The organism is Acinetobacter sp. ANC_7513 (assembly GCF_056779915.1).
In genome coordinates, this window is sequence record NZ_JBWYIW010000014.1 from 20,457 (window position 1) to 45,554 (window position 25,098).

Sequence of the window (25,098 nt, forward strand, 5' to 3'; positions counted from 1 at the left end):
CTAATCCGAGGTTGTACATGCTCCATTTAAAAAAAATTTCGTCTGATCTTTTCTCACAATTAAATATTGAGCAGATTCAAAATGCTTTCATCATAGGCATTGTACTTTTTATTCTTATTGTCTCTAGTATTGCACTGAATCGTCCAATTAATTCAGCCCACTTTGAACAAGTTCAAGCGCTCGCGGCTCAAAATCGTTTAGAGCGAACGCATGAAATGGCAACTTTGTTACTTGCAAAACCTAAGATTAAAAATATTGAATTTTATCGTTTGCTGAATGCTTATCATATCGAGAATGCTCATATAAAAATTTATCCAGCGATTGAAAAGTTGGATTAGTTTTCAATCTTATTCAGATTGAGCCCAAGATTTTGATTCAGTATTTCTTCGATCTCCTTGGCAGTGACACGGTCAGAGACAGCAATAACAGTCATTTGATCGGGGTGTAAATGTTTTTGTATTGCATTTTGAATATCTTGGCGAGTTAATTTTCGAATCTGCTCCTGATACTCATTTAGATAATTGGAATTAAGTCCATAAAAACCAATTGATGCGATTTGGGCATTAATATTTGCATTGCTATTTAAGGTCATTGGAAAAGACCGAAGAATACTTTCTTTATTTTCTTTAAGCAAAGAGTCAGTAATTGGCTGTTTTTTGAAGTCAATGAATACTCGATGTGCGAGCTTTAAGCTTTCGAGCAATTGGTCTTGTTGTGTCGCATATCCAAAACTAAAAACGCCAGGTACCTGTGGTGTAGTCAGCGTACTCGATGCGCTATAGGTGAGTCCTCGTTTAACTCGTAACTCTTTTGATAAGATTGAATTAAAACTCCCACCACCAAACATTCTGTTGGCAACTTCCAAAGCGGCACGGTCTGGATGTGCTCGTTCTAAAGATAAATGACCCAATAATGCATGTGCTTGTAGGCTTTCGCGTTTTAGTACTGAAATTTTAAAACCTGATTCACTGACGGGAGTTGGAAGGTCGGGCTGCTTTTGCCCTTGCGGTAAATTGATACTGATCAGTTCCGAGATCTGTTGAGCTTGATCTTGAGTGAGTTGTCCTGTGATTGCTATATTGGAATTTTGAGCGACAAGCAATCGATCTCTAAATTCTTTGAGTAATTCAGGCGTAATGTTTTTTAAACTACCGACTGTCCCAGCTGTTGGTTGAGCATATGGATGATCTCCATACAGCATACGGTACAGTTGTATTGACATTAGTCTAGATGGATTTTCTTGAAGTTGTTTTTGCCCAATTTGAGTATTACTGAGCGCGAGATTAATGCCTGATTGTTTGAAGGTGGCATGTTTGATTAAATGCAGTAGTAAGTTCAATGCAGGGTCAAATTTTTCAGGATCATTTAACACTCTTAGTCGAACAACAAACATATCGCGATAGGCATTGAAAGAATATTTGGCGCCTAATCCCTCAAATGTGGTGGTAATCTGTTTGGCACTGAGCTGATCTGTTCCTTCAAGCATAAGGCGAGCTGCCATATTGGATATACCGTAAAGTCCTTTACCTATGACTTCATCTCGTGCAGAACCAGCATTGAATGTAATTTGAATGTCGACCATTGGAAGATCATTCGTTTCGACAAATAAGGTTCGTACATTTAAAGAGTTTTTAAGTTCTTGAACAAAAGGTGCTTTATAATTTTGAGAAGATTTTGTGATCTCTTTTAAGCTTAGCAAGTTTTTACTCGAGCTTAGACCACTTGGATCTTCTTCGATGATTTGTTCAATTGGTTCAGCTTCTATAAGTTCCTCCGCATGCGACAGTGAACTCAACATGGCACTACATAAGACACTCGTTAAAAATAGAGAAGACAAATAATTCATAAAACACCTAGTTATTGTTTTTCTGTTCAGGATAAAGATGTAAAACGCTCAAATTGTCACGATTAAAATAAATATTGGCAATGCGTTGTAAATCATAAGGTGTGACTTTATCGAAGTAATCAGGGAGTTGATCAATCATGCGATAGTCTAGATCATTGATGCTGAGCAAACCAATGAGTCGAGCTTGCCCAATAATATCATCTTGGTTAAACACTAAATTGGAAATGAAATTCGCCTTGACCCGATTGAGTTCTTTTTCATTGACCAATTCTGATTTGAATAAATCTAGTTCCTGCTGTATGCGTTTTTGCGCTTGCTCAAGACTAATACCTTCAGCTGGTATGGCAGAGATTAAAAATAGGCTATCCCCACGATTATATGGATCATAACTCACATTAATTGAAGTCAGAATTCGCTTATCTCGGATCAGTCTCTCTTGTAGACGTGCTGAAATTCCGCCGTCCAATAGATTTTGAATAATGGTTAAAGCGTAGGCGTCTTGAGGGTTTTTTGCCGTTTTAATGGAATTGACATTCCAAGACATAAACAAGTTGGGTACATGTACAGCCTGATATTGCTCCATGAAGCGATATCCAATTCTTGAAAATTCAAGCACATCATTTCGTTCAGGAACGGATTTTTTTGGAATCTTATTAAAATATTTTTTGACTTCTCGAATGGTTTGTTCAGGATCTACATCCCCAATAATGACTAATGTTGCATTATTCGGCGCGTACCAAGTTTCGTACCATTGTTTTAAATCATTCAATTGAATGTTATTCAGATTTTTCATTAAGCCAATCACTGGTTGGCGATAGTGACTGGTCGGGTATGCAATCCATTTAAATCTTTCAAAAGCAAGGTTGCGAGGATTGTCCTCTGTTCGTTGCCGTCGTTCAGCCATTACAACTTTAATTTCGGGTTCGAAATCTTCTTGGTGCAGAACTAAATTTTGCATTCGATCTGCTTCTAACTCTAATGCCAGTGGAAGATATTTTTTAGGATAGAATTGATAGTAATTGGTGTAATTTGTGGATGTGAATGCATTGACACTACCACCATAAATTCGACTAAGGCGTGTAAATTCATCATTCGGTACTTTTTTAGTGCCTTTGAACATCATATGTTCTAGTACGTGTGAAATGCCGAGTAAATTCCCTGACTCGTCACTACTGCCGACGGCATACCAAATTTGGCTAATTACTACAGGTGCGCGGTGATCTTCTCTAATAATGACTCTTAAACCATTATCCAGTGTTGTTTCGACGGTGTTTCGAGAGAGTTGAGTAGTTTGCTGATTTGCAAATGCCATCATCGGTGCTGATGTAATCGCAGCAATGATGATTGTCTGTTTGAAAATGAGTTGCAGAGAGAATTTGAGCCGGCTGAGAGACACAATTAATCCGAATAATGACTTTAAAATTATTCTTGATGATGTCGTATATTTATTCAAGATTGAACTGTTGCAATTTGGTTGATCGTTTTAAAAGTAATTGCAGATCGTGAATTTAAAGCAATCTATGCTAAACTCCATTCTTTTAATCGCAATGCTTTTCAAGGAATCGGCATGCAAGAACAGCAAAATAAATTCTTGATTGATGCGGATATTGGTGATGACGATGTCACCTTACCGAGCCTACCGGCCGTTAATGTGCCTATTATCGAAAACAATGAAGTAGAAAAGCTGGAAACGGTGCCGGCCGTTGAAGAAACAAAACCGAAAGGTGGTTTCTTCAGTCGTATGAAAGAAGGCTTATCAAAATCTCGAAAAAATTTAGCTGATGGAATGATGAATATTCTAGTCGGTGGTAAAGAGATTGATGATGAGCTGCTCGAAGAAGTTGAAGAGCAATTATTGGTCGCAGATATTGGGGTAGAGGCGACGAAAACAATTATTGCCAATTTGACTGAAAGAACTGCGCGTGGCGATTTGATCTACTCTCATTCTCTCTATAAAGCTCTTCAAGAAGAATTAGTTGCTTTATTAGCACCACGTGTCAAACCGTTACATATCGATCCGAATAAAAATCCCTATGTGATTTTGGTTGTGGGTGTAAATGGTGTAGGTAAGACAACCACGATTGGTAAACTCGCAAAACGATTGCAAGGTGAAGGTAAAAAAGTCATGCTCGCGGCAGGCGATACTTTCCGTGCTGCGGCGACTGAACAGCTACAAATTTGGGGTGAACGTAACGATATTCATGTCGTTGCACAAGGTCATGGTGCAGACAGTGCTTCTGTAATTTTTGATGCTTTTGAAAGTGCACGAGCGAAAGGGATCGATGTATTGATTGCAGATACCGCAGGGCGTTTGCATAACAAAGGTCACTTGATGGAAGAGCTCAAAAAAGTAAAACGTGTTATGCAGAAAATTGATGCGACTGCACCGCACGAAGTGATGCTTGTTGTGGATGCTGGCACAGGGCAGAACGCGATTAACCAAGTTGAAATGTTTGATGAAGCTGTAGGTTTAACGGGTCTTACTATTACCAAATTGGATGGTACTGCAAAGGGCGGTGTGCTATTTAACATTGCGAGCCGTACACATGTGCCAATCCGATTTATTGGTGTAGGTGAAAAGATTGATGATTTGAGACCGTTCTCAGCAAAATCATTTGTCGCTGCATTATTCGATAACGAAAAATAATTATTCTTGGGTTAATTTAAAAAGCTCCTTATACGGAGCTTTTTTTATAAATACTTAAAATTCATAAAGTTATTCAAATTTGAGAAAGCCGAATTTTTTGACTCAATACATTAAATACGCAATTTGTTCCAAAAATAGAACACTTTGTTATAAAGATAAGGCTGAAAAGGTTTCGTAATATGAATAAGATAGCATCATCGTTAGCACACAATGAATGTTAAAAATAAGGAATAAGTTATGTCTTTTCTAAATCAAATTAAAAATCGCCGTACCATCTATGCAATTGGTAAGAATGTTTCTTTAGACAATACTCAGATTGAAGAAACCATTAAAGAAGCGGTACGTCAAAGTCCATCGTCATTTAACTCACAGACATCACGTGTTGTAACACTTTTTGGTGAGTCACATGACAAATTTTGGAATATCGTTTTAGAAACTTTACGTAAAATTGTTCCTGCAGAAGCATTTGAGGGAACTCAAAATAAGATCAATAGCTTTAAAGCGGGTCATGCAACTGTATTGTTTTATGAAGATCAAGATACGGTGAAAGGTTTACAAGAGCAATTCCCACTTTATGCTGAGAATTTCCCAATCTGGTCTGAACATTCAACAGCTATTGCTCAATTTGCGGTTTGGACTGCATTGTCAGAAAAAAATATTGGAGCATCATTACAACATTACAATCCAATTGTGGATGAAGAAGTGGCTTCAACATTTGAAATTCCAGCTTCTTGGAAACTTCGTGCTCAGCTTGTGCTCGGTTCAATCGAAGCGCCTGCTGGAGATAAAACGTTTATTGATGACGAGATTCGTTTTAAAACTTTTAATTAATCCAAATCATATAAAGGCACTTTGGTGCCTTTTTTTATGACGAGTTCTGTCATTAAATTGTCATCGCTTGGTAGCATAGTAGTCATATCTAACAATCTAATATTGAGTTATTTATGAAATTAAAAATTGCGTCTGCATTGATATTTACGGGTTTGAGCAGTCAAATTTTTGCAGCGGCGACCTTGGTGGTTCCAGAGGAACTGGTCGTAATTTCATTGAATAATCAAGAGGTTAAATCAGGACTATTTAAATCAAAAAAACAATACCAAATTGATGTGAATCAACCTTGGGTGAATGTTCGATATAATCAATACTTTGAACTACCTTTAAATAATCATGAGATCGTAAAGTCGGATATTCTTACTTTGAAATTGCCAGCCCTAGAGGATAATAAGTCATACAAATTGGATTTAATTCATCCACCACGAGATTTGGACCAAGCAAAAACATTCGCCAAAAATCCTCAATTGGCAATTTATAATCAAAATAATCAACTCATTTCAAATAATCTGATTGTTCAAATGACCTCGCAAAGTTTGCTAGGCGGTACGATCAATCAGATATTGCATAATGATCCACAAGTTAGCCCAATGACTAAGTCAAGTTCATCATCAATAAATACTCAAACAGTGGAACAAGCTGACATTAAAAATACAAATTCAAATACTCATGTTGGTCAGACGTTGATTGAAGTATGGAAAAATTCTTCAAAGCAGGAACGTCAAAAATTTATGACTTGGCTTGCAACGCAATAAAACATTTAATATTTCATAAACAGATATAAAAAAGCCCTCATAGAGGGCTTTTTTATAAATTAAGTGAACAGCCAAGTATAGTAACCATAAATCATCAATGGCCATGCTACAAATGGACTAAATAAATACTTCCATATCCAATAACGTGGTATAAACCCTACGCCATGGATAAATCCACCAGATATTCCAATCATAATCAGCATCATGGCACGATGACTGTAATTACCACTTGCATCCAACATCAGACTTGGGTGGATGAGTAATATGGTAGCGAGAGGCAATGCCATCAGAAATGAAATGATCATTGCGAATGAGTATTTACGTTTTTCAGAATTTGACATTGCAAGCTCACTCATTTCATTCACCATCTAAGTCTTGATGTTGTTCCATGTAAATGGCTGCAAGTACACTCGCGAAACATGCCATTAACACACCTAGTATCCATGCGAAGTACCACATAATTATCTCCTAACAGTGATTCGGTTTTAATACAGACTATGCGTGTGGTCTTGAATATGTTTCTTGGTGATCACACCCCACATTTTGTAGTAACACCAAGTGGTGTATGCCAAGATCAGTGGAACAAAAATACATGCAGCAACAGTCATTACTGAAAGCGTCATTTGGCTAGATACTGCATCCCACATCGTCAAGCTAATGTTTGGATGAATACTAGATGGCATCAGGAATGGGAATAGGGCAAAACCAGCAGTGAGAATTGTGCCAATCACAGCGAACGATGTACCCAGAAAACTAAGTCCCGCTTTATTTTTAGACGATGCTAAAACCACAATTATTCCTCCGATAATCGCCATTACCGGTGCCAATATTGTGATTGGATAAATAGAATAATTGTTCATCCAGCCATGATTGGCATTAGTGAGTACTTCTTTAGCAAGTGGATTAGCTACACCATTCGTATCATAAGGTGTTACAAGCGTGTAGCCTTCGATATTGCCGAAATACAACCATGCACCAGCACCGAGAAAACAGATGAGAAAAAGAATACCCATATATCGTGTAGCTTGAGCAGAGCGTGTTCTTAATGCACCTTCAGTGCGTAGCATTAACCATGCACCACCATGCGCAGCAAGCATCGTCAAACTGACCAATCCACAGACCAAGGCAAATGGATTTAAAAGTGCAAAGAAGCTTCCTGTGTAAGTTGAACGAACAGTTTCATCAAGTGTAAAGGGGATGCCAAGGAACATATTGCCAAATGCAACACCAAAAACGAGTGCTGGTACTGCGCCGCCAATACATAAGCCCCAATCCCAAGCATTACGCCATTTAGTATTTTCGAGCTTAGAGCGATAGTCAAAACCAACAGGTCTAAGGAATAAAGCAAATAATACGAGTAACAGCGCCCAGTACATACCCGAGAAAGCTGTTGCATATACCATTGGCCAAGCTGCGAAAAGTGCACCACCCGCCGTAATAAACCAAACTTGGTTTCCATCCCAATGTGGTGCAATGGTGTTGATAGCAGCACGACGCTCTTCATCGTCTTTACCGACGAACGGCATCAGTGCCATAGAGCCCATATCAAATCCATCAGTCAAAGCAAACCCAATAAGGAGGACGCCGACCAATACCCACCAAATGATTTTGAGAAGTTCATATTCAATCATGTTAAATCTCCTCAGTTGACTTATTGGCTGCTGCTAGTTTTTCGAAATGATACTTTCCAGTATGTAAAGAGCTTGGTCCTAGTCTTGAGAACTTGATCATTAAATACATTTCTATGATGAGCAGCACTGTATAGAAAGCAGCGAGTGCTAAAATTGAACCCCATACATCCGCTGAACTAATACTTGATGCAGATAGGTGTGTTGGTAAAACTTCACCAATAGTCCATGGTTGACGACCAACTTCAGCAACGTACCAACCTGTTTGAGCTGCAATCCATGGAAGTGGAAGGGCGATCAGTGCAAACTTGAGCAACCAAGTTTTATTTTCAGCATTACGTTTCATGACGGCATACGTTGCAAGAATGAACAACAAGAGCATTAAGAAACCTGACGCCACCATCGCTCTAAATGCCCAAAATAAACTTGGAACATGAGGGATAGTATCTAAAGCTGCAGATTTAATTTGTTGTTCAGTAGCATCAACCACAGTTGGTGTGTATTTCTTCAACAATAGACCATAACCCAAATCTTTTTGAGTCTCGTCAAATGCAGCTTTGAGTTCTGGTGATTGATCTCCAGCACGAAGTTGTTCAAGCTGTGCATAAGCGACCATACCATTACGGATACGTTGCTCATGTTGTGCGATTAAATCTTTGATCCCTGTGACTTGTTCAGTTGTAGAGCGAGTCGCAATTAAACCCATGACATATGGAATTTTCACAGCATAGTCTGTTGTTTGCGTCTCGGGATTGGGGATACCAAATAATGTGAATGCAGCTGGTGCTGGATGTGTATCCCATTCTGCTTCAATTGCAGCGAGTTTGGTTTTCTGAACATCACCTAATTCATATCCTGATTCATCACCCAGTAAAATTACGGATAATGTCGAAGCAAGACCGAAAATAGCAGCAATGGCAAATGAACGACGGGCAAAGGCCAAATCACGTTTTTTAAGTAGGTAATAACTTGAAATTGCCAATACAAAAATTGCACCAGTCACGTAACCCGCAGAAACAGTATGGACAAATTTAACTTGTGCCACTGGGTTAAAGATTAGTGCGGCAAAATCTACCAGTTCCATACGCATGGTTTCATAGTTAAATGCGGCACCGACAGGGTTTTGCATCCAACCATTTGCAACCAAGATCCAAAGTGCTGACATATTAGAGCCTAAAGCCACTAACCATGTCACACATAAATGTTGGACTTTAGAAAGACGTTCCCAGCCGAAAAAGAATAAACCAATAAAAGTAGATTCTAAAAAGAAGGCCATTAATCCTTCGATTGCTAATGGTGCACCAAAAATGTCACCTACATAATGTGAGTAGTAAGCCCAGTTTGTACCAAACTGGAATTCCATCGTTAGTCCAGTGGTTACCCCTAAAGCAAAGTTGATCCCGAATAACTTACCCCAAAACTTGGTCATGTCTCGGTAAATCTCTTTGCCTGTAATGACATAGGTGGTTTCCATGATGGCAAGGATAAATGCCAAACCTAGAGTGAGGGGTACAAATATAAAGTGATACATTGCGGTCATTGCAAATTGAAACCGCGATAGATCGACCACGCTTTCAGAAATCATCAACGTGTCTCCTTCATTTTAAGTTCGCTGCCCGTAATTCGTTCAGCGACTTGATGGTCAAAGTTTTTGGGAATGGTAGGTGCATCAAACCAGATATTTTTAATCACGATAAGAATGATTACTTTGATAATAAGAATCATAGTAATCTCTTTGATTAAATTTTTATTTAAACTTGAAGGTTTAATCATCATATTTAAATGCATTATTTGAATCTATTTTAATTATTATTATCTTTTTTTTATTTAAAATAAATACTTTATAGTCATAAATATTTTTAATATAAAAAATATAATAAAAACAGTTATTTATAATTTTTATTTTTAATAAAATTAAATCCTACTAAAATGGTTATATTAAAAAATAAAATAGACTAAAATACTTGGTATTAATGTTTTAATTCCAACTAAAATAATAGGATTATTGTTTTAAAGTTTATTAAATTAGTTGGTTTTAAATCTGATTAAAATAGTTGGTTATAAATATTGTATTAATTTTATATAATCGTTGAGTTGATTGGATTTAAATTTAATAGGCGTCAAAAATACCTTGAATGAACTATTTTCAAATCAAATGCATATAATTGAAGTGGGGGTAATACCTAATTAATGCTGATCAACATTGAAAAGTTGATTTGTTTTTGCAATTTTTTTAGCAATAAAATGAGATCTTTTTGCACGGATCAGGAGGATTTGAGATTGAAATTCAAGTTCCCCAAACTCTGGTTCAACTTGTACATAATGTAATTGACCGAATTCATCGCGAACGCGTGCTTGAGCAGAGAAACCAGGTCGTGCATTACCACTAGAAACAGTTGCTAGTCGACCAAGCAAATTTGAGTGCTCTGATTTGTATTTGGGTTTGATTACTTGATCCAAACAATGAATCATAAATACCGTAAAGAAGATTGCGATAATTAAAGCGGGTAATAAAACATAGTACCAAGCTAGAAAGGTTTTCTGGCTTGCAAATACAATGAGCTGAAGAAAATATCCAGCAAAACTAAAATTGATCAGAAAAAAAACAAGAATGAGAACTTTGGAAAATTTAACTTGAAGCAAAGGAAGGCGAATAAGCCAATAAGGTGTTAATTTTTTTATAAATTGACTAGGTCTTAAGCCAACAAAATAGCCTAAGGTTTCAGCCATGCTGAGCATTAGCAATGCAAACACGCACATATGAAATGGCATTAAATCAATTTCCATTAAAAATGCCAGCATGTCCTTCACCTCATGACTTAAGATTCTAAGTAAATTCCACCATCAGAATGAACTTTAATCTCGACTTTTTCTAAAGATTCACCTTGGCATGGGCCTGAAATGCACACACCAGTTTCTACATCAAATAAAGCACCATGAGTAGAGCATTCAATGAACTCTTGATCACGATCTAAGAATTGATTTTCAAGAAACTCGAGCTCAACTTGCAAATGTGGGCATACATTTTGATACGCATAGAAGCAACCATCTCGTTGCGTAATGAAAATGTTGTCACCATTTTCAGTTTCAAAAGATCGAGATTCTCTTTCAGGAATGTCTTCAGTCATGCAAATTTTATTCATTTTATGCGACTTCTATTTGAAATTCTTTAAGAAGTTTAGCGTAATCAGCTACGTCTAAACGTGGACCAAATTGAGCAACCACTTGGCTTGAGATTAAAATAGCCAATTCAGTCGCTGTTTGTAAATCTTTACCAGCATTTAATGCATATAAAAATGCACCAGAGAAAGCATCACCAGCACCGTTCGTGTCTAAAGCAACAACTTTACGTCCTTTCACTTGAAGTTCAGTTGATTCCGTTGCTACAAGAGCGCCATCTGCTCCAAGCGTAATAATGACGGTAGAGCTTAATTTTTTAAGTGCAGCAAGAGCATTTTTTAAGTCATCAGTTTGTGTATACATCAATGCTTCTTGTTCATTACAGAATAGAACATCTACACCATCATCTAATAATTCGTCCAAGCCTGTACGCGCGTACTGCACCATAGCAGGATCAGAGAGCGTTAACGCAATTTTAACATTATTTGCTTTCGCAATTGCACGCGCTTGCTTCACGGCAGCTCGTGCCGTATCACTCGTAGAAAGGTAACCCTCTATATATAACCATTTAGCGGTTTTTAGCGCTTCAAAATCAATTTGTTCATTACTGAGTTCAGCTGTAATACCTAAGAAAGTATGCATGGTACGTTCTGAATCAGGACTGACCAAAACCATGCAAGTCCCAGTTACGCCTTCACTGATCGAACGTTCAGAGGTTTGTATTCCTGCATCATTTAGACCTTTTAAGTACAACGCTCCAAGATCATCATTGCCGACACGGCATCCATAAAACGCTTGACCACCTAAGGCACTAAAAGCCACTGTTGAGTTAGCTGCAGATCCCCCAGAGGCTTGACCTTTATATTCTTGAGAATTTTTTAAGTTTTGAAATAGACGGGCTTGAGTTTCCCCATCTGTAAGCTGCATAGTACCTTTTTGCAAATTTTGCTCTAAAAGAAATTCATCAGATACTTTGAATTCTTGGTCAATGAGGGCATTGCCAATCGCAAAAAGGTCAACTTTAGCCATGTCTAAATTCACATCACGAAAAAAGAAAACGATTTTACACCAATGCGATTGAATTCAGTAGCGTATAGCTTGATTTTCAAGCTTTAACCCACATTTAATCGAAATGAATCATTTAATTCAGATATAGTTTTATTGATTTAGTTTTAATCTGACTATTTTACTCGGAAAATAGTTGGAGTTTGTTGTATAAATGATGAATTGTATTGAACTATCAGTATAATGATCTTTGTTAAAATTTATGTAAATTAAGGAGCACACATGACCGTAGATGTTACTGAAACCATTCAAAACACCGTTCATCCCGCGTTTCAGTTGGTACGTCAACATCATGTAGCCGCACTCGATATATTAGTTTCAGAATACCGTCATAAAGAAACTGACGCTGTGCATTTTCATCTAGCAACTGAACATGATGAAAATGTTTTTTTAGTTGCTTTCCGTACACAACCGATGGATTCAAAAGGCGAAGCACACATTCTTGAGCATACTGCATTATGTGGTTCTGAAAAATTTCCTGTACGTGATCCATTCTTTTTAATGATTCGTCGTTCTCTAAATACGTTTATGAACGCATTTACAGCTGCCGATTGGACAGCTTATCCATTTGCGACACAGAATAAAAAAGATTTCCAAAACTTACTTTCCGTCTATTTGGATGCAGCATTTGCAGCCAATTTAAACCCTTTGGATTTCGCTCAAGAAGGTATCCGAATTGAGTTGGAGAATGGTGAGCCTGTTTACAAGGGTGTGGTTTTTAATGAAATGAAAGGTGCAATGAGTTCACCTTCAGATCAGTTATATCACCAACTTGCTCATCATTTATTCCCTAAAACGACTTACCACTATAATTCAGGTGGTGATCCGAAGGATATTCCTGATTTAACTTACGAAGAGTTAGTCAGTTTCTATAAGTCACATTACCATCCAAGTAATGCTATTTTCATGACTTTTGGTAATCAATCTGCCTATGAGTTACAAGAGCAGTTTGAAACTTTAGCGTTATCTAAGTTTAAGAAAGGTCAAACCTTATATTCGACACCAGAACAGCGTCTAGAAGCACCTATTGAGGTGACAGAGACTTACGCGGTAGATGCTGAAGATTTGAAAGATAAAACCTACCATGTACTGGCATGGTTACTTCCTGAATCTAGTGATATTCAACTTCGTTTAGGCTTACGTTTGGCTGAAGGGATCTTATTGGAAGATTCTGCTTCACCATTACGTCACTATTTAGAAACGTGTGGTTATGCTCAATCTACAGGACCAATTTTAGGTCTTGATGATTCTAACTATGAAATGACTTTCTACTGCGGTATTCAAGGTTCAAATCCTGAACATGCAGAAACATTCAAAAACGGTGTGTTGAATGTGCTGAACGAGGTTGCCTCGAAGCCTGTAGATCAGTCATTGGTTGATGCGATTTTGCATCAAATTGAATTACACCAACGAGAAATTGGTGGAGATGGCACGCCTTATGGTCTAAGCCTCATCCTCAATGGTTTAAGCAGTGCAATTCATCATAATGATCCAATACATGTTTGGGACGTAGATTCGACCATTGAGCAAGTGAAAGAGCAGTTGAAAGACCCGATGTGGTTGCCTAATCTGATTAAGACCCATTTGATTGATAATCCGCATCGTGTACAGATGACGCTTGTACCAGATGCGAATAAGTCGAAATTAGAGGCTGAAGCAGAAAAACAGCGTTTAGCTGATATAGGCGCACGCTTAACAGATGCCGAAAAAGCGGAAATTGTACGCCAAACTGAGGCATTAAATGAAAGACAGGCGACTCCTGACAACTTAGATTTATTGCCGAAAGTTGGTCTAGAAGATATACCCGCTGAGCTTCCAGTCGTTCAAGGTCAATTGCGAGAAATCATTTCTAATAACTTAGATACACCTTTGAACTTATACCATGCTGGTACTAATGGAATTTATTACCAACAAGTGATTATTCAAATTCCTGATCAAGTCGTGAAATCACCATATTTTAACTTACTCTCCGTGCTCATGGGCGAGGTCGGTGCAGGTCAATATAATTATTTAGAATTACAGCAATTACAAACAGCGGTAAGTGGTGGCCTTGGTATGGGGGCATCTCTACGTAGTAAAGTTGATGATAAAGGTAAAATTAGCGCATTTTTAACGCTGACAACCAAATCGCTTGCCCACAAACTAGATACGATTCAATTGTTAAAATTGGCATTTGAAAAACTACGTTTTGATGAAAAGGATCGTATTATTGAACTCTTACAACAACGTAAGACGCGTTGGGCATCCCGTTTGTCTGGTTCTGGACATAGCTATGCCATGCAGATCGCTTCTCGTAATATGAGTGCATTGGCATTACGTGATTATAATAATACTGGCTTAGGTGCGCTTAATTGGTTGAGCGAGCTTGTTCAAAGCATCGAAACAGATGAGCAAGCTTATGCGCACCTCATTCAAGAGTTGCAAAATATTCACCGTTTGTTGTTACTCGCGCCTAAACAGTTTCTACTGGTCTGTGAAGAGCAGCAGTCTGAACGTTTAATTGAAGAAATTCAAAATGTTTGGGATAAACTTGAAGTGAATCGTGAACCAGTGCGTCTTGCTGAAGTTAATTTTGAACAAACACAAAATGATGAAGCATGGCTGATTCAATCCAATGTCCAATTCTGTGCTTCTGCTTATCCAGCAGTTGAAGTTTCTCATCCGGATGCAGCACCGTTAATGGTGCTTGCGGCTTATCTACGAAATGGTTTCCTACACAGTGCAATCCGTGAAAAAGGAGGCGCTTATGGTGGTGGTGCAAGCTATGATGGCAATGCTTGTGCATTTAGATTCTATAGTTATCGTGATCCACGTTTAGCAGAAACTTTCCAAGATTTTGAAGCAAGTATTGATTGGTTATTGAATACTGAACAAAAACCACACCAACTTGAAGAGGCGATTCTGGGTCTTGTATCGAGCATGGATAAGCCAGGTTCTCCAGCAGGTGAAGCAATTACTGCATGTTATGCATTATTGCATGGACGCACGCCTCAATTCAGAAAAACTTTACGAGAGCGTTTGCTCAATGTAACGTTAGATGATCTAAAGCGTGTAGCAGAAACGTATTTAGTGAATCAAAAACCAACGAAGGCTGTTGTAGCACCAATGGCTAAAAAAGAGCAACTTGCAGAACTTGGGTTTTCAATAAAACAAGTGAATTAAAATTAAAAATGGGGCTTAGCCAATGCGAAATAGAATAAAACGTTCACCAATATGGTTGGGTGTGTCGTCGTTTATGTGTTTGCCTATACAGACAGTTTGGGCAACAGATGTGGTACCAGCGAATCCAGCGTCACCACAAGCGTGTGTTGCACTTGATTCAAATGCAGAGCGTTTAGCCTGTTATGATGCATTGTTCAAAGCCCCTGAACTTGAGCAACCTGCTTATGTTTCTGAGCGTCAGGCTGCGCGTGAAATACCAGCACCGCAGGTTGAACCACAGGATTTAAAGTCTAAAATCGAACAAAAAGTTGAAAACTTGTTTTCGGTGGAAGGTCCTGTAATTACACCGAATTCATCGTTGCTTGATAAACGATGGGAATTGGCTGAAGACAGTAAATTAGGTACATGGAATATACGCGCACATCAACCTGTATATTTACTTCCTGCATTTTGGACGTCTGATAAGAACGAATTTCCATCGAGCCCAAATCCTCAAAATACCGTAGAAGATGATCAAAATTTAAAGTCTTTAGAGTCCAAGTTTCAAATTTCACTCAAAACTAAAGCTGTTGAAAACTTAATCGGGAATAATGGCGATATTTGGTTGGGTTATACCCAGTCCTCTCGTTGGCAGGTTTACAACTCTGAAGAATCACGACCATTTCGTGAAACGAATTATGAACCTGAAGCAAGTATTGTGTTTAGAACCAACTATGAATTTTTAGGTTTAAATGGTCGCTTACTCGGTTTAACGCTGAATCATCAATCAAATGGACGTTCGGATCCTTTATCACGTAGTTGGAACCGTGTGATGCTGAACTTAGGATTTGAGCGTGATAATTTCGCTATGATGATTCGACCTTGGTATCGAATCGAAGAAGATTTCAATGATGATAACAATCCTGACATTAAAAACTATATTGGTCGTGGTGATTTAACGACTTTTTACCGTTGGAATGATCATGATTTTAGTTTGATGTTAAGACATTCACTTAAGGGTGGGGATGATTCTCGAGGAGCTGTTCAATTTGATTGGGCATTTCCAATCAGTGGCAAACTTAGAGGTCATTTTCAATTATTCGATGGGTATGGTGAGAGTTTGATTGATTATAATCATCGTGCTACCTATGCGGGTATTGGCGTTTCTTTAATGAATGCTTTCTAAATAAAAAAACCACGCTTAGGCGTGGTTTTTTTAGCGATCTTATTGCGATTGAATTAGGGGAACTCCAGTCACTTTCTGTATCTCATCAAAGTTGACGTCATGAGCCAGTTCTATCAGTTTTACCCCTTGAGGCGTGATATCCAAAACCCCTAGATCTGTAATCACGCGATGAACGACTGCTTTACCTGTAAGGGGCAGTGAACATTGCGGAACAATTTTTGGGGTGCCATCTTTGGCACAATGTTCCATTAGCACGACGACTTTTTGTACGCCAGCCACCAAATCCATTGCTCCACCCATACCTTTGACTTTTTTCCCTGGAATCATCCAATTCGCAAGATCACCTTGCTCAGAGACTTCCATAGCGCCAAGTATAGCTATATTCACGTGCCCACCACGGATCATGGCAAATGAATCAGCACTGGAAAAAAATGCAGCGCCTGCTCGCGCCGTAACAGTTTGCTTACCCGCATTAATCAGGTCAGCATCTACGGTTTCTTTTGTTGGAAATTCGCCAATTCCCAGCAAACCATTTTCAGATTGGAGCCAAACATTGATATTTTCAGGAATATAGTTCGCAACCAATGTAGGCAATCCAATCCCTAAATTGACATAAAATCCATCTTCGAGTTCCAAGGCAGCTCGTTGTGCCATTTCATTACGCGTCCATGCCATAACTTATGCCTCCGCCTTTAAGGTCATTTGTTCGATTCTTTTTTCTGGTGTAGTGTTAAGAACGATACGATTTACATAAATGCCGGGCAAATGTATCGAATCGGGATCGAGCTCACCGATCTCTACAATTTCCTCAACTTCAGCGACTGTGATTTTCCCAGCCATCGCACAAACGGGATTAAAATTTTGAGCTGTTTTCCTAAAGATTAGGTTACCTGCCTTATCTGCTTTATACGCTTTGACCAAAGCGACATCTGCAGTTAAAGAGGGTTCTAAAATATATTCTTTACCATTGAACTCACGTACTTCTTTACCTTCTGCAATCAACGTACCTACGCCTGTTTGGGTAAAAAATGCAGGAATCCCAGCTCCACCAGCACGGAGTTTTTCAGCCAAAGTGCCTTGAGGGGTTAGCTCGACTTCAAGTTCACCATTTAAGTATTGTCGCTCAAATTCTTTATTTTCTCCGACATAGGACGAGATCATTTTTTTAATTTGTTTTGTTTCGAGTAGTAATCCCAAACCAAAACCATCTACACCTGCATTGTTTGAAATACAAGTCAGCTCTTTAGCTCCTGTTTGTTTCAGGGCAGCAATCAAAGCCTCAGGAATACCACATAAGCCAAAACCACCAACAGCTAAGGTTTGACCATCTTGAATGATATCGTTCAGTGCACTTTCAGCACTTTCATACACTTTGTTCGTCATTGAACACCTCATTGTATTTTTATTTTGTTCATCCTGAATCAGCTTCCGATCTTCATCATTTCATAATGCTGATACGTACTAAGCACATTTTTTTTGCCAATACGCATTGGCATAGTTAGATGGATTGTTTCGTTGCAAAACTTGACTAATGTTACGACTCGCAAGCATCAGGGCATCTAGGTTAATGCCAGTTTCATAGCCCATATTGGACAAAAGATAAAATAAGTCTTCAGTGGATACATTACCCGAAGCACCTTTGGCATAAGGACAACCGCCAAGTCCTGCAATCGATGAGTCAAATATGCGGATGCCTTGTGTCAGTGATTGATAGATATTGGCAATTGCCATGCCGTAGGTATTGTGAAAATGACCAGCTAAAAGTTGTGGTTCAATTCGTTCCAAACATGCATTCCAAACTTTGGAAACACGATCAGGTGTAGCTGTGCCGATGGTTTCACCCAAGGATACTTCGTAGCAACCTAGATCAATTAACTTTGCACTGACTTCAGCAACCTTAGATGGATCAATTGGACCTTCATAGGGGCAGTCGACGATACATGAAACGTATCCGCGTACTTTAATATCATGTTGTTGAGCAAACTGTAATACATCAGCAAACTTCTCAAAACTTTCCTCAATTGAACAATTTATATTCTTTTGAGTGAAGCTTTCAGAAGCAGCGGTGAAAACCGCAACTTCTTTACAGCCTACAGCTAAAGCTGACTCGAATCCCTTAAGGTTTGGTGTCAGTAAGCTGAACTGGATATCTTCATCATGTGGTAGGCTAGCATAGAGTTGATCACTTTCTGCCATTTGAGGTACCCACTTTGCAGATACACAAGAACCGACTTCGATATTCTTCAAACCAGTTTTCATCAAATCAAGAATAAGATTGCGTCTGTCTTCGAATGTTAAGGGTGTTTTTTCATTCTGAAGACCGTCACGAGGTCCAACTTCAACGATTTTCACAAAATTATCGTGATTTGGTGTGGTTTGATTGGTTGTTTTCATCATGCCGCATTCTCCTCAGCAGCTTGAAACTCAACCAGCTCATCACCAGCTTTCACTTGATCACCTTGTTGGAAATAAGCTGCGACAACGACACCATCAAATGGTGCACGTATAGCGTATTCCATTTTCATTGCCTCTAACGTTAATAACACTTCATCTTTTTTTACACGTTGATTTGCTGAAACAAATACTTGTGTCACTGCACCCGGCATTGGTGCTTTTAGATTTGAGTCAGATGAAGATTGATCATTTGTATTAAAATTAGGTTTGATGAGTTCAAATTTAAAAGTCTGCCCATTTTTAAATAGGGTGACCGCATCATTGGTTTTTTTAAAACTGATTTTCTCTTGACCGAAAGAGGTATAGATCGCCATGAGATTTTCATTGAGCAACTGACCTGAGATAGCGTAGCTTTCGCCATCAAGCTGTGCTTCGAACCCTTGTGAAGTTGAGATAAATTCAACTTGATACGTTTGTCCGAGATGTTCAAGTTTTATCGGTGTACGCGCATCAACATTACTTCTCCACAGGGGTTTTGCTTTCCAAACTGGATGGCTTGTACGCTTGGATTCATTTAACTGAGAATGCAGTTCAATAAATGCTGCTGTGACAATTGTTTCAGACGAAGAAGGAGTAGTGGTTTTAAATAGGAACTCATCTTCGCGCTGAATTAAATTAGTATCTAGGTTGGCATTTTTGAAAGAGTCACATGCCACTAAGCGATCTAAAAATGCAATATTGTTGCCTAAGCCTTCGACATGAAAGTGGCTCAAAGCATGATGCATTTGGACGAGTGCTGCTTCACGATTTTCTCCCCATACGATGAGTTTAGCAATCATTGGATCATAGAACGTTGTGATCTCATCACCTTGCACAATGCCACTATCAACACGGACACATTCATTTTGAGGCGGATAATGAAGATAATTAATTTTTCCAATTGCTGGGAGAAATCCTTTCTCTGGCTCTTCTGCATAAACACGAGCTTCAAGTGCATGGCCATGAATTTTTAATTCAGACTGTTGTTTTGGCAAAGGTTCACCATAAGCAACACGTAATTGCCATTCAACCAAATCTTGTCCTGTGATCATTTCCGTCACAGGGTGTTCAACTTGAAGGCGAGTGTTCATTTCCATGAAGTAAGCTGTACCATCTTGCTCAACAATGAACTCAACCGTTCCAGCACCGACATAGTCTACTGCTCGGGCAGCATTAATCGCAGCTTCACGCATCGCTTCGAGTTTAACTTCGGCCATTTTAGGGGCTGGGGCTTCCTCTAGGACTTTTTGGTGACGGCGCTGCACAGAGCAATCACGTTCAAAGAGGTGAACATAATTGCCATGTTTGTCACCAAAAACTTGCACTTCAATATGACGAGGATTGACAACATAACGTTCAATTAGAACGTCATCATTGCCAAAGCTTGATTTCGCTTCACTTTTGCATGAGTTCAGTGCAGGAAGAAAGTCTTCAGCACGCTCAACTAAGCGCATGCCTTTACCACCACCACCTGCACTGGCTTTAATCAGTACAGGATAGCCAATCTGATCAGCTTGTTGTTTTAAGAAATATGCATCTTGATTGCTACCATGGTACCCGGGGGTGAGAGGTACACCTGCTTTTTCCATTAATGCTTTAGACGTTGCCTTTAAACCCATGGCTAAGATGGCAGCCACTGGAGGCCCTATAAAAGTAATGTTGTTTTTTTCACAGGCTTCAGCAAATTGATCATTTTCAGATAGGAAACCATAACCTGGATGGATGGCTTCCGCTCCAGTTTTTAGTGCAGCTTGAATAATACGATCTGCTTGTAAATAACTTTGTGCAGCAGGGGATTCACCAATATAGATAGCTTCATCTGCTAATTTGACATGCTGCGCTTGGGCATCTGCATCTGAGTAGACTGCAACGGTTGCGATACCTAATTTTTGTGCACTACGAATCACACGACATGCAATTTCGCCACGGTTTGCAATGAGAATTTTTTTAAACATATTGAATTCCTTTTTATTGTTCTGCCGTTGCTTGAATCCATGCTGGGCTTTGTTTATTTAAAAAAGCAGTTAAGCCATTTTTGGCTTCATCACCTTGACGTACGTGCGCAATGTGTTGAGCGGTTTGAATCAGTAAATCTTCTGTGACTTCTTGATGATCAACTAAACGAATCAAAGACTTTGATGCAGCTTGAGCTTCAGGGCCACCAAGCAAAATTGCATCAATGATTTCCAATACGGTGGCATCCAACTGTTCTGGCTGACAAACTTCATGGACGAGACCAATATGCTTTGCTTGTTCTGCAGAAATACGTTCAGCAGTGAGAAAATATCGAGATGCTTGACGAGCACCGATGGCACGGATCACGTATGGACTAATCGTTGAAGGTGCTAAACCTAATCTCACTTCTGAAGTGGCAAACTTAGCATCAGTGGAAGCCACACAAATATCGCATGCTGAAGCAAGCCCCATGCCGCCGCCAAATGCAATACCATGGACACGTGCAATAGTCGGTTGTTTCAGCGAGGCTAAACTTTGTAACATTTTGGCAAGTTTCAAAGCATCCTCTTCATTTTCCACTTTTGATGCTTGACCTGCTTGCTTCATCCAATTAAGGTCCGCACCTGCAGAAAAGCTTTTACCACGACCTGCCAAAACGACAACACGAACGTCATCATTAGCATTTAAAGTTGTGAAACAGTGATTCAGCTCTTCTATCACTTGTGTATTGAATGCATTGTGTAATTCAGCACGATTAATCCAAACGGTCGCAACTTGGCGTTCAATTTCAAGCTGTAAAAATTCATAACTCATGTCATTATCTCCTTACATGCGGAACACGCCGAACTGAGTTGGTTCAATTGGTGCATTCAATGCAGCAGCCAAACTCAGACCTAAGACATGACGTGATTCTGCTGGATCAATCACACCGTCATCCCACAACCGTGCAGATGCATAATAAGGGTGTCCTTGCTTTTCAAATTGATCACGATAAGGTTGTTTGAATTGATCTTCTTCTTCAGCTGACCAAGTTTCACCACGTTGCTCAATTTGATCACGCTTAATCGTGGAGAGAACACTAGCAGCTTGTTCACCGCCCATCACGGAAATACGTGAATTCGGCCAAGTCCATAAGAAGCGAGGAGAATATGCTCGACCGCACATTCCATAGTTGCCTGCACCAAAAGAACCTCCGACCACCAAGGTGATTTTAGGAACATTTGCGGTCGCTACTGCCATGACCAATTTGGCTCCATTTTTGGCAATACCTTCATTTTCATATTGGCGACCGACCATGAAACCGGTGATATTTTGGATAAAGAGCAATGGAATATTGCGTTGCGTACACAGTTCAATGAAATGCGCACCTTTCTGAGCAGACTCTGAAAATAAAATTCCGTTATTGGCAATGATTCCGACCTTCATGCCGTAGATAGATGCAAAACCTGTAATTAAGGTTGTACCAAAACGAGCCTTAAATTCATCAAGTCTTGAACCATCTACGATACGTGCAATCACTTCACGGATGTCAAAGGGTTTGCGTGAGTCACTCGGAATGACACCATAGAGTTCTTCAGCACTATAAAGTGGTTCTTCAATTTCGGTCTTAAATGCTTTCGGTTCGATATTTAGGTTTTGAACAATATTGCGTGCAATTTGAATCGCATGTTCATCACTTTCTGCAAGATGATCTGCGACACCAGATAAACGGGTATGAACATCGCCACCACCAAGGTCTTCAGCAGTCACCACTTCACCTGTTGCAGCTTTTACCAAAGGTGGACCACCGAGGAAAATCGTGCCTTGATTGCGGACAATAATCGTTTCATCGGACATGGCAGGGACATATGCGCCACCCGCAGTACAACTCCCCATAACCACGGCTATTTGTGCAATACCTTTACTCGACATGCGTGCTTGGTTGTAAAAAATTCGTCCAAAATGATCGCGATCAGGGAATACTTCATCCTGCATTGGCAGAAATGCACCGCCTGAGTCGACCATATAAATACAAGGAAGATGATTTTGTTCAGCAATTTCTTGCGCACGTAAATGTTTTTTTACAGTTAAAGGATAATATGTACCTCCTTTAACTGTTGCATCATTGGCAACGATCATGCATGTCACACCATGCACTTGACCAATACCTGCAACCACACCTGCGGCTGGTACATCGTCAGCATAAACTTGATAAGCAGCGAGTTGACCAATTTCAAGAAAGGCAGTTCCTGCATCAATGAGTTGATCAATGCGCTCACGCGGTAATAGTTTTCCACGTGCTAAATGCTTCTGACGTGCTTTTTCTCCACCACCTAAGGCAATGGTTTGAGCTTGTTTTTTTAAGTCTGCGACCAATTCAAGCATTGCAGCTTGATTGATTTTAAACTCTTCACTACGTGGATTGATTTTACTTTTAATTTCGTTCATCAATGACTTCCTTGTATTAACTTGAATTATTTGGTTTCGTTGAATAACTCACGACCAATTAACATGCGTCGAATTTCAGAAGTTCCTGCACCGATTTCATAGAGTTTGGCATCACGCCACAATCGACCTGTGCTGTAATCATTGATATAACCATTGCCCCCAAGGGTTTGAATTGCTTCACCAGCCATCCAGGTTGCTTTTTCAGCTGAGTAGAGAATGGCACTTGCTGCATCTTTACGTAAACCACGATCATGATCAGCTTTATCACATGCTGCACCCACGGCATAAACCAAAGCCTTGCTTGCCAACCATGTAGAATACATATCCGCAATTTTGCCTTGCATGAGTTGGAATTCACCTAAACATTGACCGAATTGCTTACGTTCATGAATGTATGGGATGACCACATCTAAACATGCATCCATAATGCCTAGTGGTCCACCACTGAGAACTGCACGTTCGTAATCCAATCCACTCATGAGCACTTTTGTACCGTTACCCACACCACCCATCACGTTTTCTTTAGGCACTTTGACATTGTCAAAGAACAGGGGATAAGTATTTGAACCACGCATTCCGAGTTTGTCTAAGTGACTCCCATGACTAAAGCCTTCCATGCCTTTTTCAATAATGAAAGCAGTCATGCCTTTGGCACCAGCATTGATGTCAGTTTTGGCGTAAACCACCAGCACGTCAGCATCTCCACCATTGGTAATCCACATTTTTGAGCCATTAAGTACAAAGTGATCACCATGATCTTCAGCTCGTAATTTCATACTAACGACATCTGAACCCGCATTCGGTTCAGACATTGCCAAAGCACCGACATATTCGCCAGAAATTAATTTAGGAAGATATTTTTGTTTTTGTTCTTCGCTACCATTACGGTTAATTTGATTCACACAAAGATTTGAATGTGCCCCGTATGAAAGTCCAATGGAAGCAGATGCTCGTGAAATTTCCTGCATGACAATGATATGAGCCAAATAACCCAGATTGACACCACCGTATTCTTCACTCACGGTAAGTCCAAGTAACCCCATATCACCAAATTTTTTCCATAAGTGAGCTGGAAATAAGTTGTCTCGATCAACTTGTTGAGCAATAGGTGCGATTTCCTTTGCACAGAATGCAGCTACAGAATCACGTAAAGCGATTAGTGTTTCGTCTAGTCCAAAGTCGATACTCTGTAAATTCATTTTCATTCATCCTAAAATTTAATTTTTATTTCCAGTGAAGCATTTTGTCCTTGCTTGAGAAATACAATACAGTTATTTTTTAAAAAAGTGAATATAGATTCAGAAAATGATTTATGATTCATTTTAGTTGATTGGGTGAACAATTATGAGTTATAAAAGATCCACTTTGATGCAAGAGCGTATGGAGCAAAATCGTCAATCGATACTGCAATCCGCGCGCGAACTTATTGCGGGTGGTGGTTTTAAAGATGCACAAGTGCAAGCGATTGCAGATAAATCTGGTGTCTCGAGTGGTTTGGTCTATCGCTATTTTGAGAACAAAAATCAGATTTTGATTGAAGTGCTTTCACAGGCCATCAAAGGTGAGGTCGATATTCTGAATCAGATTGCAAAAAATGATTGGACTTCGACTGAGAAGTTGACAAAGGCCGTCACTGCTTTCGTAAAACGTGCTCTGAATAGCCCTCAACTTGCATATTCACTCATGTTTGAGCCCGTAGACCCAACGATTGAGCATGAACGTTTTAGAAGTAAGCAACTGATAAAACAATCCATTAAGGAGATTCTTGCCGAAGGAAAGGTCAATGGTGAGTTCGAATTTGAAGATTTAAATACAGCTGCATTATGCGTGGTTGGTGCGATGACATTCGTTGTGATTGAACCTTTAAATCCATCGCGTAATGTGATGTTTGATGACGGTTATAAAGGTTATTTCGTTAAGCAAATTGCAGACTTTTGTGTCAATGCAGTTAAGGCAAAGGAGGAAAATTAATTTAATTCACACAAAAGGATGTCATGTTTAAACGAGTAATCGCGTAATTAATAACGAAATATTGGATTGATATAAGAAAATAGAATCAAGGA

The 25,098-nt window shown here is 39.3% G+C and carries 24 protein-coding genes; 7 read left to right on the forward strand and 17 right to left on the reverse strand.

The features are described from left to right. Nucleotides 1–17: 17 nt before the first annotated feature. Entirely contained in the window at nucleotides 18–338 is a 321-nt protein-coding gene (locus tag AC1M9B_RS13185; protein WP_180028944.1) for a hypothetical protein, read from the forward strand. Here the strand turns inward: AC1M9B_RS13185 and AC1M9B_RS13190 are convergent. After that, entirely contained in the window at nucleotides 335–1,846 is a 1,512-nt protein-coding gene (locus AC1M9B_RS13190; protein WP_481609265.1) for a M16 family metallopeptidase, read from the reverse strand. The genes AC1M9B_RS13185 and AC1M9B_RS13190 overlap by 4 nt on opposite strands. Nucleotides 1,847–1,853: 7 nt before the next feature. After that, nucleotides 1,854–3,161: a M16 family metallopeptidase gene (locus tag AC1M9B_RS13195; protein ID WP_481609285.1), complete on the reverse strand. Its 1,308-nt coding sequence runs from the start codon at nucleotides 3,159–3,161 to the stop codon at nucleotides 1,854–1,856. Between the two features lie 252 nt (nucleotides 3,162–3,413). Here AC1M9B_RS13195 and ftsY point away from each other — a divergent pair, with 252 nt between their 5' ends. The 3 genes from ftsY (at nucleotide 3,414) to AC1M9B_RS13210 (ending at nucleotide 6,079) form a co-directional block, all read left to right on the forward strand. After that, nucleotides 3,414–4,493: a signal recognition particle-docking protein FtsY gene (gene ftsY / locus AC1M9B_RS13200; protein ID WP_035266635.1), complete on the forward strand. Its 1,080-nt coding sequence runs from the start codon at nucleotides 3,414–3,416 to the stop codon at nucleotides 4,491–4,493. Between the two features lie 237 nt (nucleotides 4,494–4,730). Continuing rightward, nucleotides 4,731–5,324, forward strand: coding sequence for a nitroreductase family protein (locus AC1M9B_RS13205; protein ID WP_035266583.1), 594 nt, complete (start codon nucleotides 4,731–4,733; stop codon nucleotides 5,322–5,324). A 113-nt stretch (nucleotides 5,325–5,437) separates the two neighbouring features. Continuing rightward, a complete protein-coding gene (locus AC1M9B_RS13210; RefSeq protein WP_481609266.1) occupies nucleotides 5,438–6,079 on the forward strand; it encodes a DUF2057 family protein in 642 nt (213 codons plus the stop codon). A 59-nt stretch (nucleotides 6,080–6,138) separates the two neighbouring features. On the opposite strand, the gene AC1M9B_RS13215 is transcribed toward AC1M9B_RS13210, so the two are convergent. From AC1M9B_RS13215 to AC1M9B_RS13250, 8 genes are all read right to left on the reverse strand, one after another. Further along, on the reverse strand, nucleotides 6,139–6,435 hold the full coding sequence (locus tag AC1M9B_RS13215) for a cyd operon YbgE family protein (protein WP_092768427.1): 297 nt from the start codon (nucleotides 6,433–6,435) through the stop codon (nucleotides 6,139–6,141). Between the two features lies 1 nt (nucleotide 6,436). Continuing rightward, nucleotides 6,437–6,538, reverse strand: coding sequence for a cytochrome bd-I oxidase subunit CydX (gene cydX / locus AC1M9B_RS13220; RefSeq protein WP_035266590.1), 102 nt, complete (start codon nucleotides 6,536–6,538; stop codon nucleotides 6,437–6,439). Between the two features lie 26 nt (nucleotides 6,539–6,564). Next, nucleotides 6,565–7,710, reverse strand: a complete 1,146-nt coding sequence (gene cydB, locus AC1M9B_RS13225) for a cytochrome d ubiquinol oxidase subunit II (protein WP_092768425.1) — start codon at nucleotides 7,708–7,710, stop codon at nucleotides 6,565–6,567. A gap of 1 nt (nucleotide 7,711) precedes the next feature. Then, a complete protein-coding gene (locus AC1M9B_RS13230; protein WP_035266593.1) occupies nucleotides 7,712–9,292 on the reverse strand; it encodes a cytochrome ubiquinol oxidase subunit I in 1,581 nt (526 codons plus the stop codon). Then, on the reverse strand, nucleotides 9,292–9,483 hold the full coding sequence (cydP, locus tag AC1M9B_RS13235) for a cytochrome oxidase putative small subunit CydP (RefSeq protein ID WP_481609267.1): 192 nt from the start codon (nucleotides 9,481–9,483) through the stop codon (nucleotides 9,292–9,294). The genes AC1M9B_RS13230 and cydP overlap by 1 nt, the downstream gene beginning before the upstream one ends. A 411-nt stretch (nucleotides 9,484–9,894) precedes the next feature. Continuing rightward, a complete protein-coding gene (locus AC1M9B_RS13240) occupies nucleotides 9,895–10,509 on the reverse strand; it encodes an OB-fold-containig protein (protein ID WP_035266601.1) in 615 nt (204 codons plus the stop codon). A gap of 17 nt (nucleotides 10,510–10,526) precedes the next feature. Next, complete coding sequence (locus AC1M9B_RS13245) at nucleotides 10,527–10,835, reverse strand: Rieske (2Fe-2S) protein (RefSeq protein WP_171076765.1); 309 nt, start codon at nucleotides 10,833–10,835, stop codon at nucleotides 10,527–10,529. 16 nt (nucleotides 10,836–10,851) lie between these two features. After that, nucleotides 10,852–11,856: an adenosine kinase gene (locus AC1M9B_RS13250; RefSeq protein ID WP_481609268.1), complete on the reverse strand. Its 1,005-nt coding sequence runs from the start codon at nucleotides 11,854–11,856 to the stop codon at nucleotides 10,852–10,854. A gap of 258 nt (nucleotides 11,857–12,114) precedes the next feature. Between AC1M9B_RS13250 and AC1M9B_RS13255 the strand changes: the two genes are divergently transcribed. Beyond that, the gene (locus tag AC1M9B_RS13255; protein WP_481609269.1) at nucleotides 12,115–15,054 is read left to right on the forward strand and encodes an insulinase family protein; all 2,940 of its coding nucleotides are present in this window, start codon (nucleotides 12,115–12,117) and stop codon (nucleotides 15,052–15,054) included. Between the two features lie 73 nt (nucleotides 15,055–15,127). Then, nucleotides 15,128–16,219 carry a phospholipase A gene (locus AC1M9B_RS13260; protein ID WP_228143132.1) on the forward strand — a complete coding sequence of 364 codons (1,092 nt, stop codon included), beginning with the start codon at nucleotides 15,128–15,130 and terminating at the stop codon, nucleotides 16,217–16,219. Between the two features lie 39 nt (nucleotides 16,220–16,258). Here AC1M9B_RS13260 and AC1M9B_RS13265 read toward each other — a convergent pair whose 3' ends face one another. From AC1M9B_RS13265 to AC1M9B_RS13295, 7 genes are all read right to left on the reverse strand, one after another. Continuing rightward, a complete protein-coding gene (locus AC1M9B_RS13265; protein WP_092768415.1) occupies nucleotides 16,259–16,894 on the reverse strand; it encodes a CoA transferase subunit B in 636 nt (211 codons plus the stop codon). 3 nt (nucleotides 16,895–16,897) lie between these two features. After that, a complete protein-coding gene (locus AC1M9B_RS13270; RefSeq protein ID WP_092768413.1) occupies nucleotides 16,898–17,602 on the reverse strand; it encodes a CoA transferase subunit A in 705 nt (234 codons plus the stop codon). Between the two features lie 78 nt (nucleotides 17,603–17,680). Next, entirely contained in the window at nucleotides 17,681–18,613 is a 933-nt protein-coding gene (locus AC1M9B_RS13275) for a hydroxymethylglutaryl-CoA lyase (protein WP_481609286.1), read from the reverse strand. Next, entirely contained in the window at nucleotides 18,613–20,607 is a 1,995-nt protein-coding gene (locus AC1M9B_RS13280; protein WP_481609270.1) for an acetyl/propionyl/methylcrotonyl-CoA carboxylase subunit alpha, read from the reverse strand. Before AC1M9B_RS13280 ends, AC1M9B_RS13275 begins: the two co-directional genes overlap by 1 nt. Before the next feature lie 13 nt (nucleotides 20,608–20,620). Then, on the reverse strand, nucleotides 20,621–21,421 hold the full coding sequence (locus AC1M9B_RS13285) for an enoyl-CoA hydratase/isomerase family protein (RefSeq protein ID WP_481609271.1): 801 nt from the start codon (nucleotides 21,419–21,421) through the stop codon (nucleotides 20,621–20,623). Nucleotides 21,422–21,433: 12 nt separating this feature from the next. Next, nucleotides 21,434–23,035 (reverse strand): carboxyl transferase domain-containing protein, encoded by a 1,602-nt coding sequence (locus AC1M9B_RS13290; protein WP_092768407.1) that lies wholly within the window; start codon nucleotides 23,033–23,035, stop codon nucleotides 21,434–21,436. A 26-nt stretch (nucleotides 23,036–23,061) separates the two neighbouring features. Beyond that, the gene (locus AC1M9B_RS13295; protein WP_481609272.1) at nucleotides 23,062–24,234 is read right to left on the reverse strand and encodes an isovaleryl-CoA dehydrogenase; all 1,173 of its coding nucleotides are present in this window, start codon (nucleotides 24,232–24,234) and stop codon (nucleotides 23,062–23,064) included. A 145-nt stretch (nucleotides 24,235–24,379) separates the two neighbouring features. On the opposite strand from AC1M9B_RS13295, the gene AC1M9B_RS13300 reads away from it, so the two are divergent. Beyond that, complete coding sequence (locus tag AC1M9B_RS13300; RefSeq protein ID WP_092768402.1) at nucleotides 24,380–25,006, forward strand: TetR/AcrR family transcriptional regulator; 627 nt, start codon at nucleotides 24,380–24,382, stop codon at nucleotides 25,004–25,006. The last annotated feature ends 92 nt before the right edge of the window (nucleotides 25,007–25,098 follow it).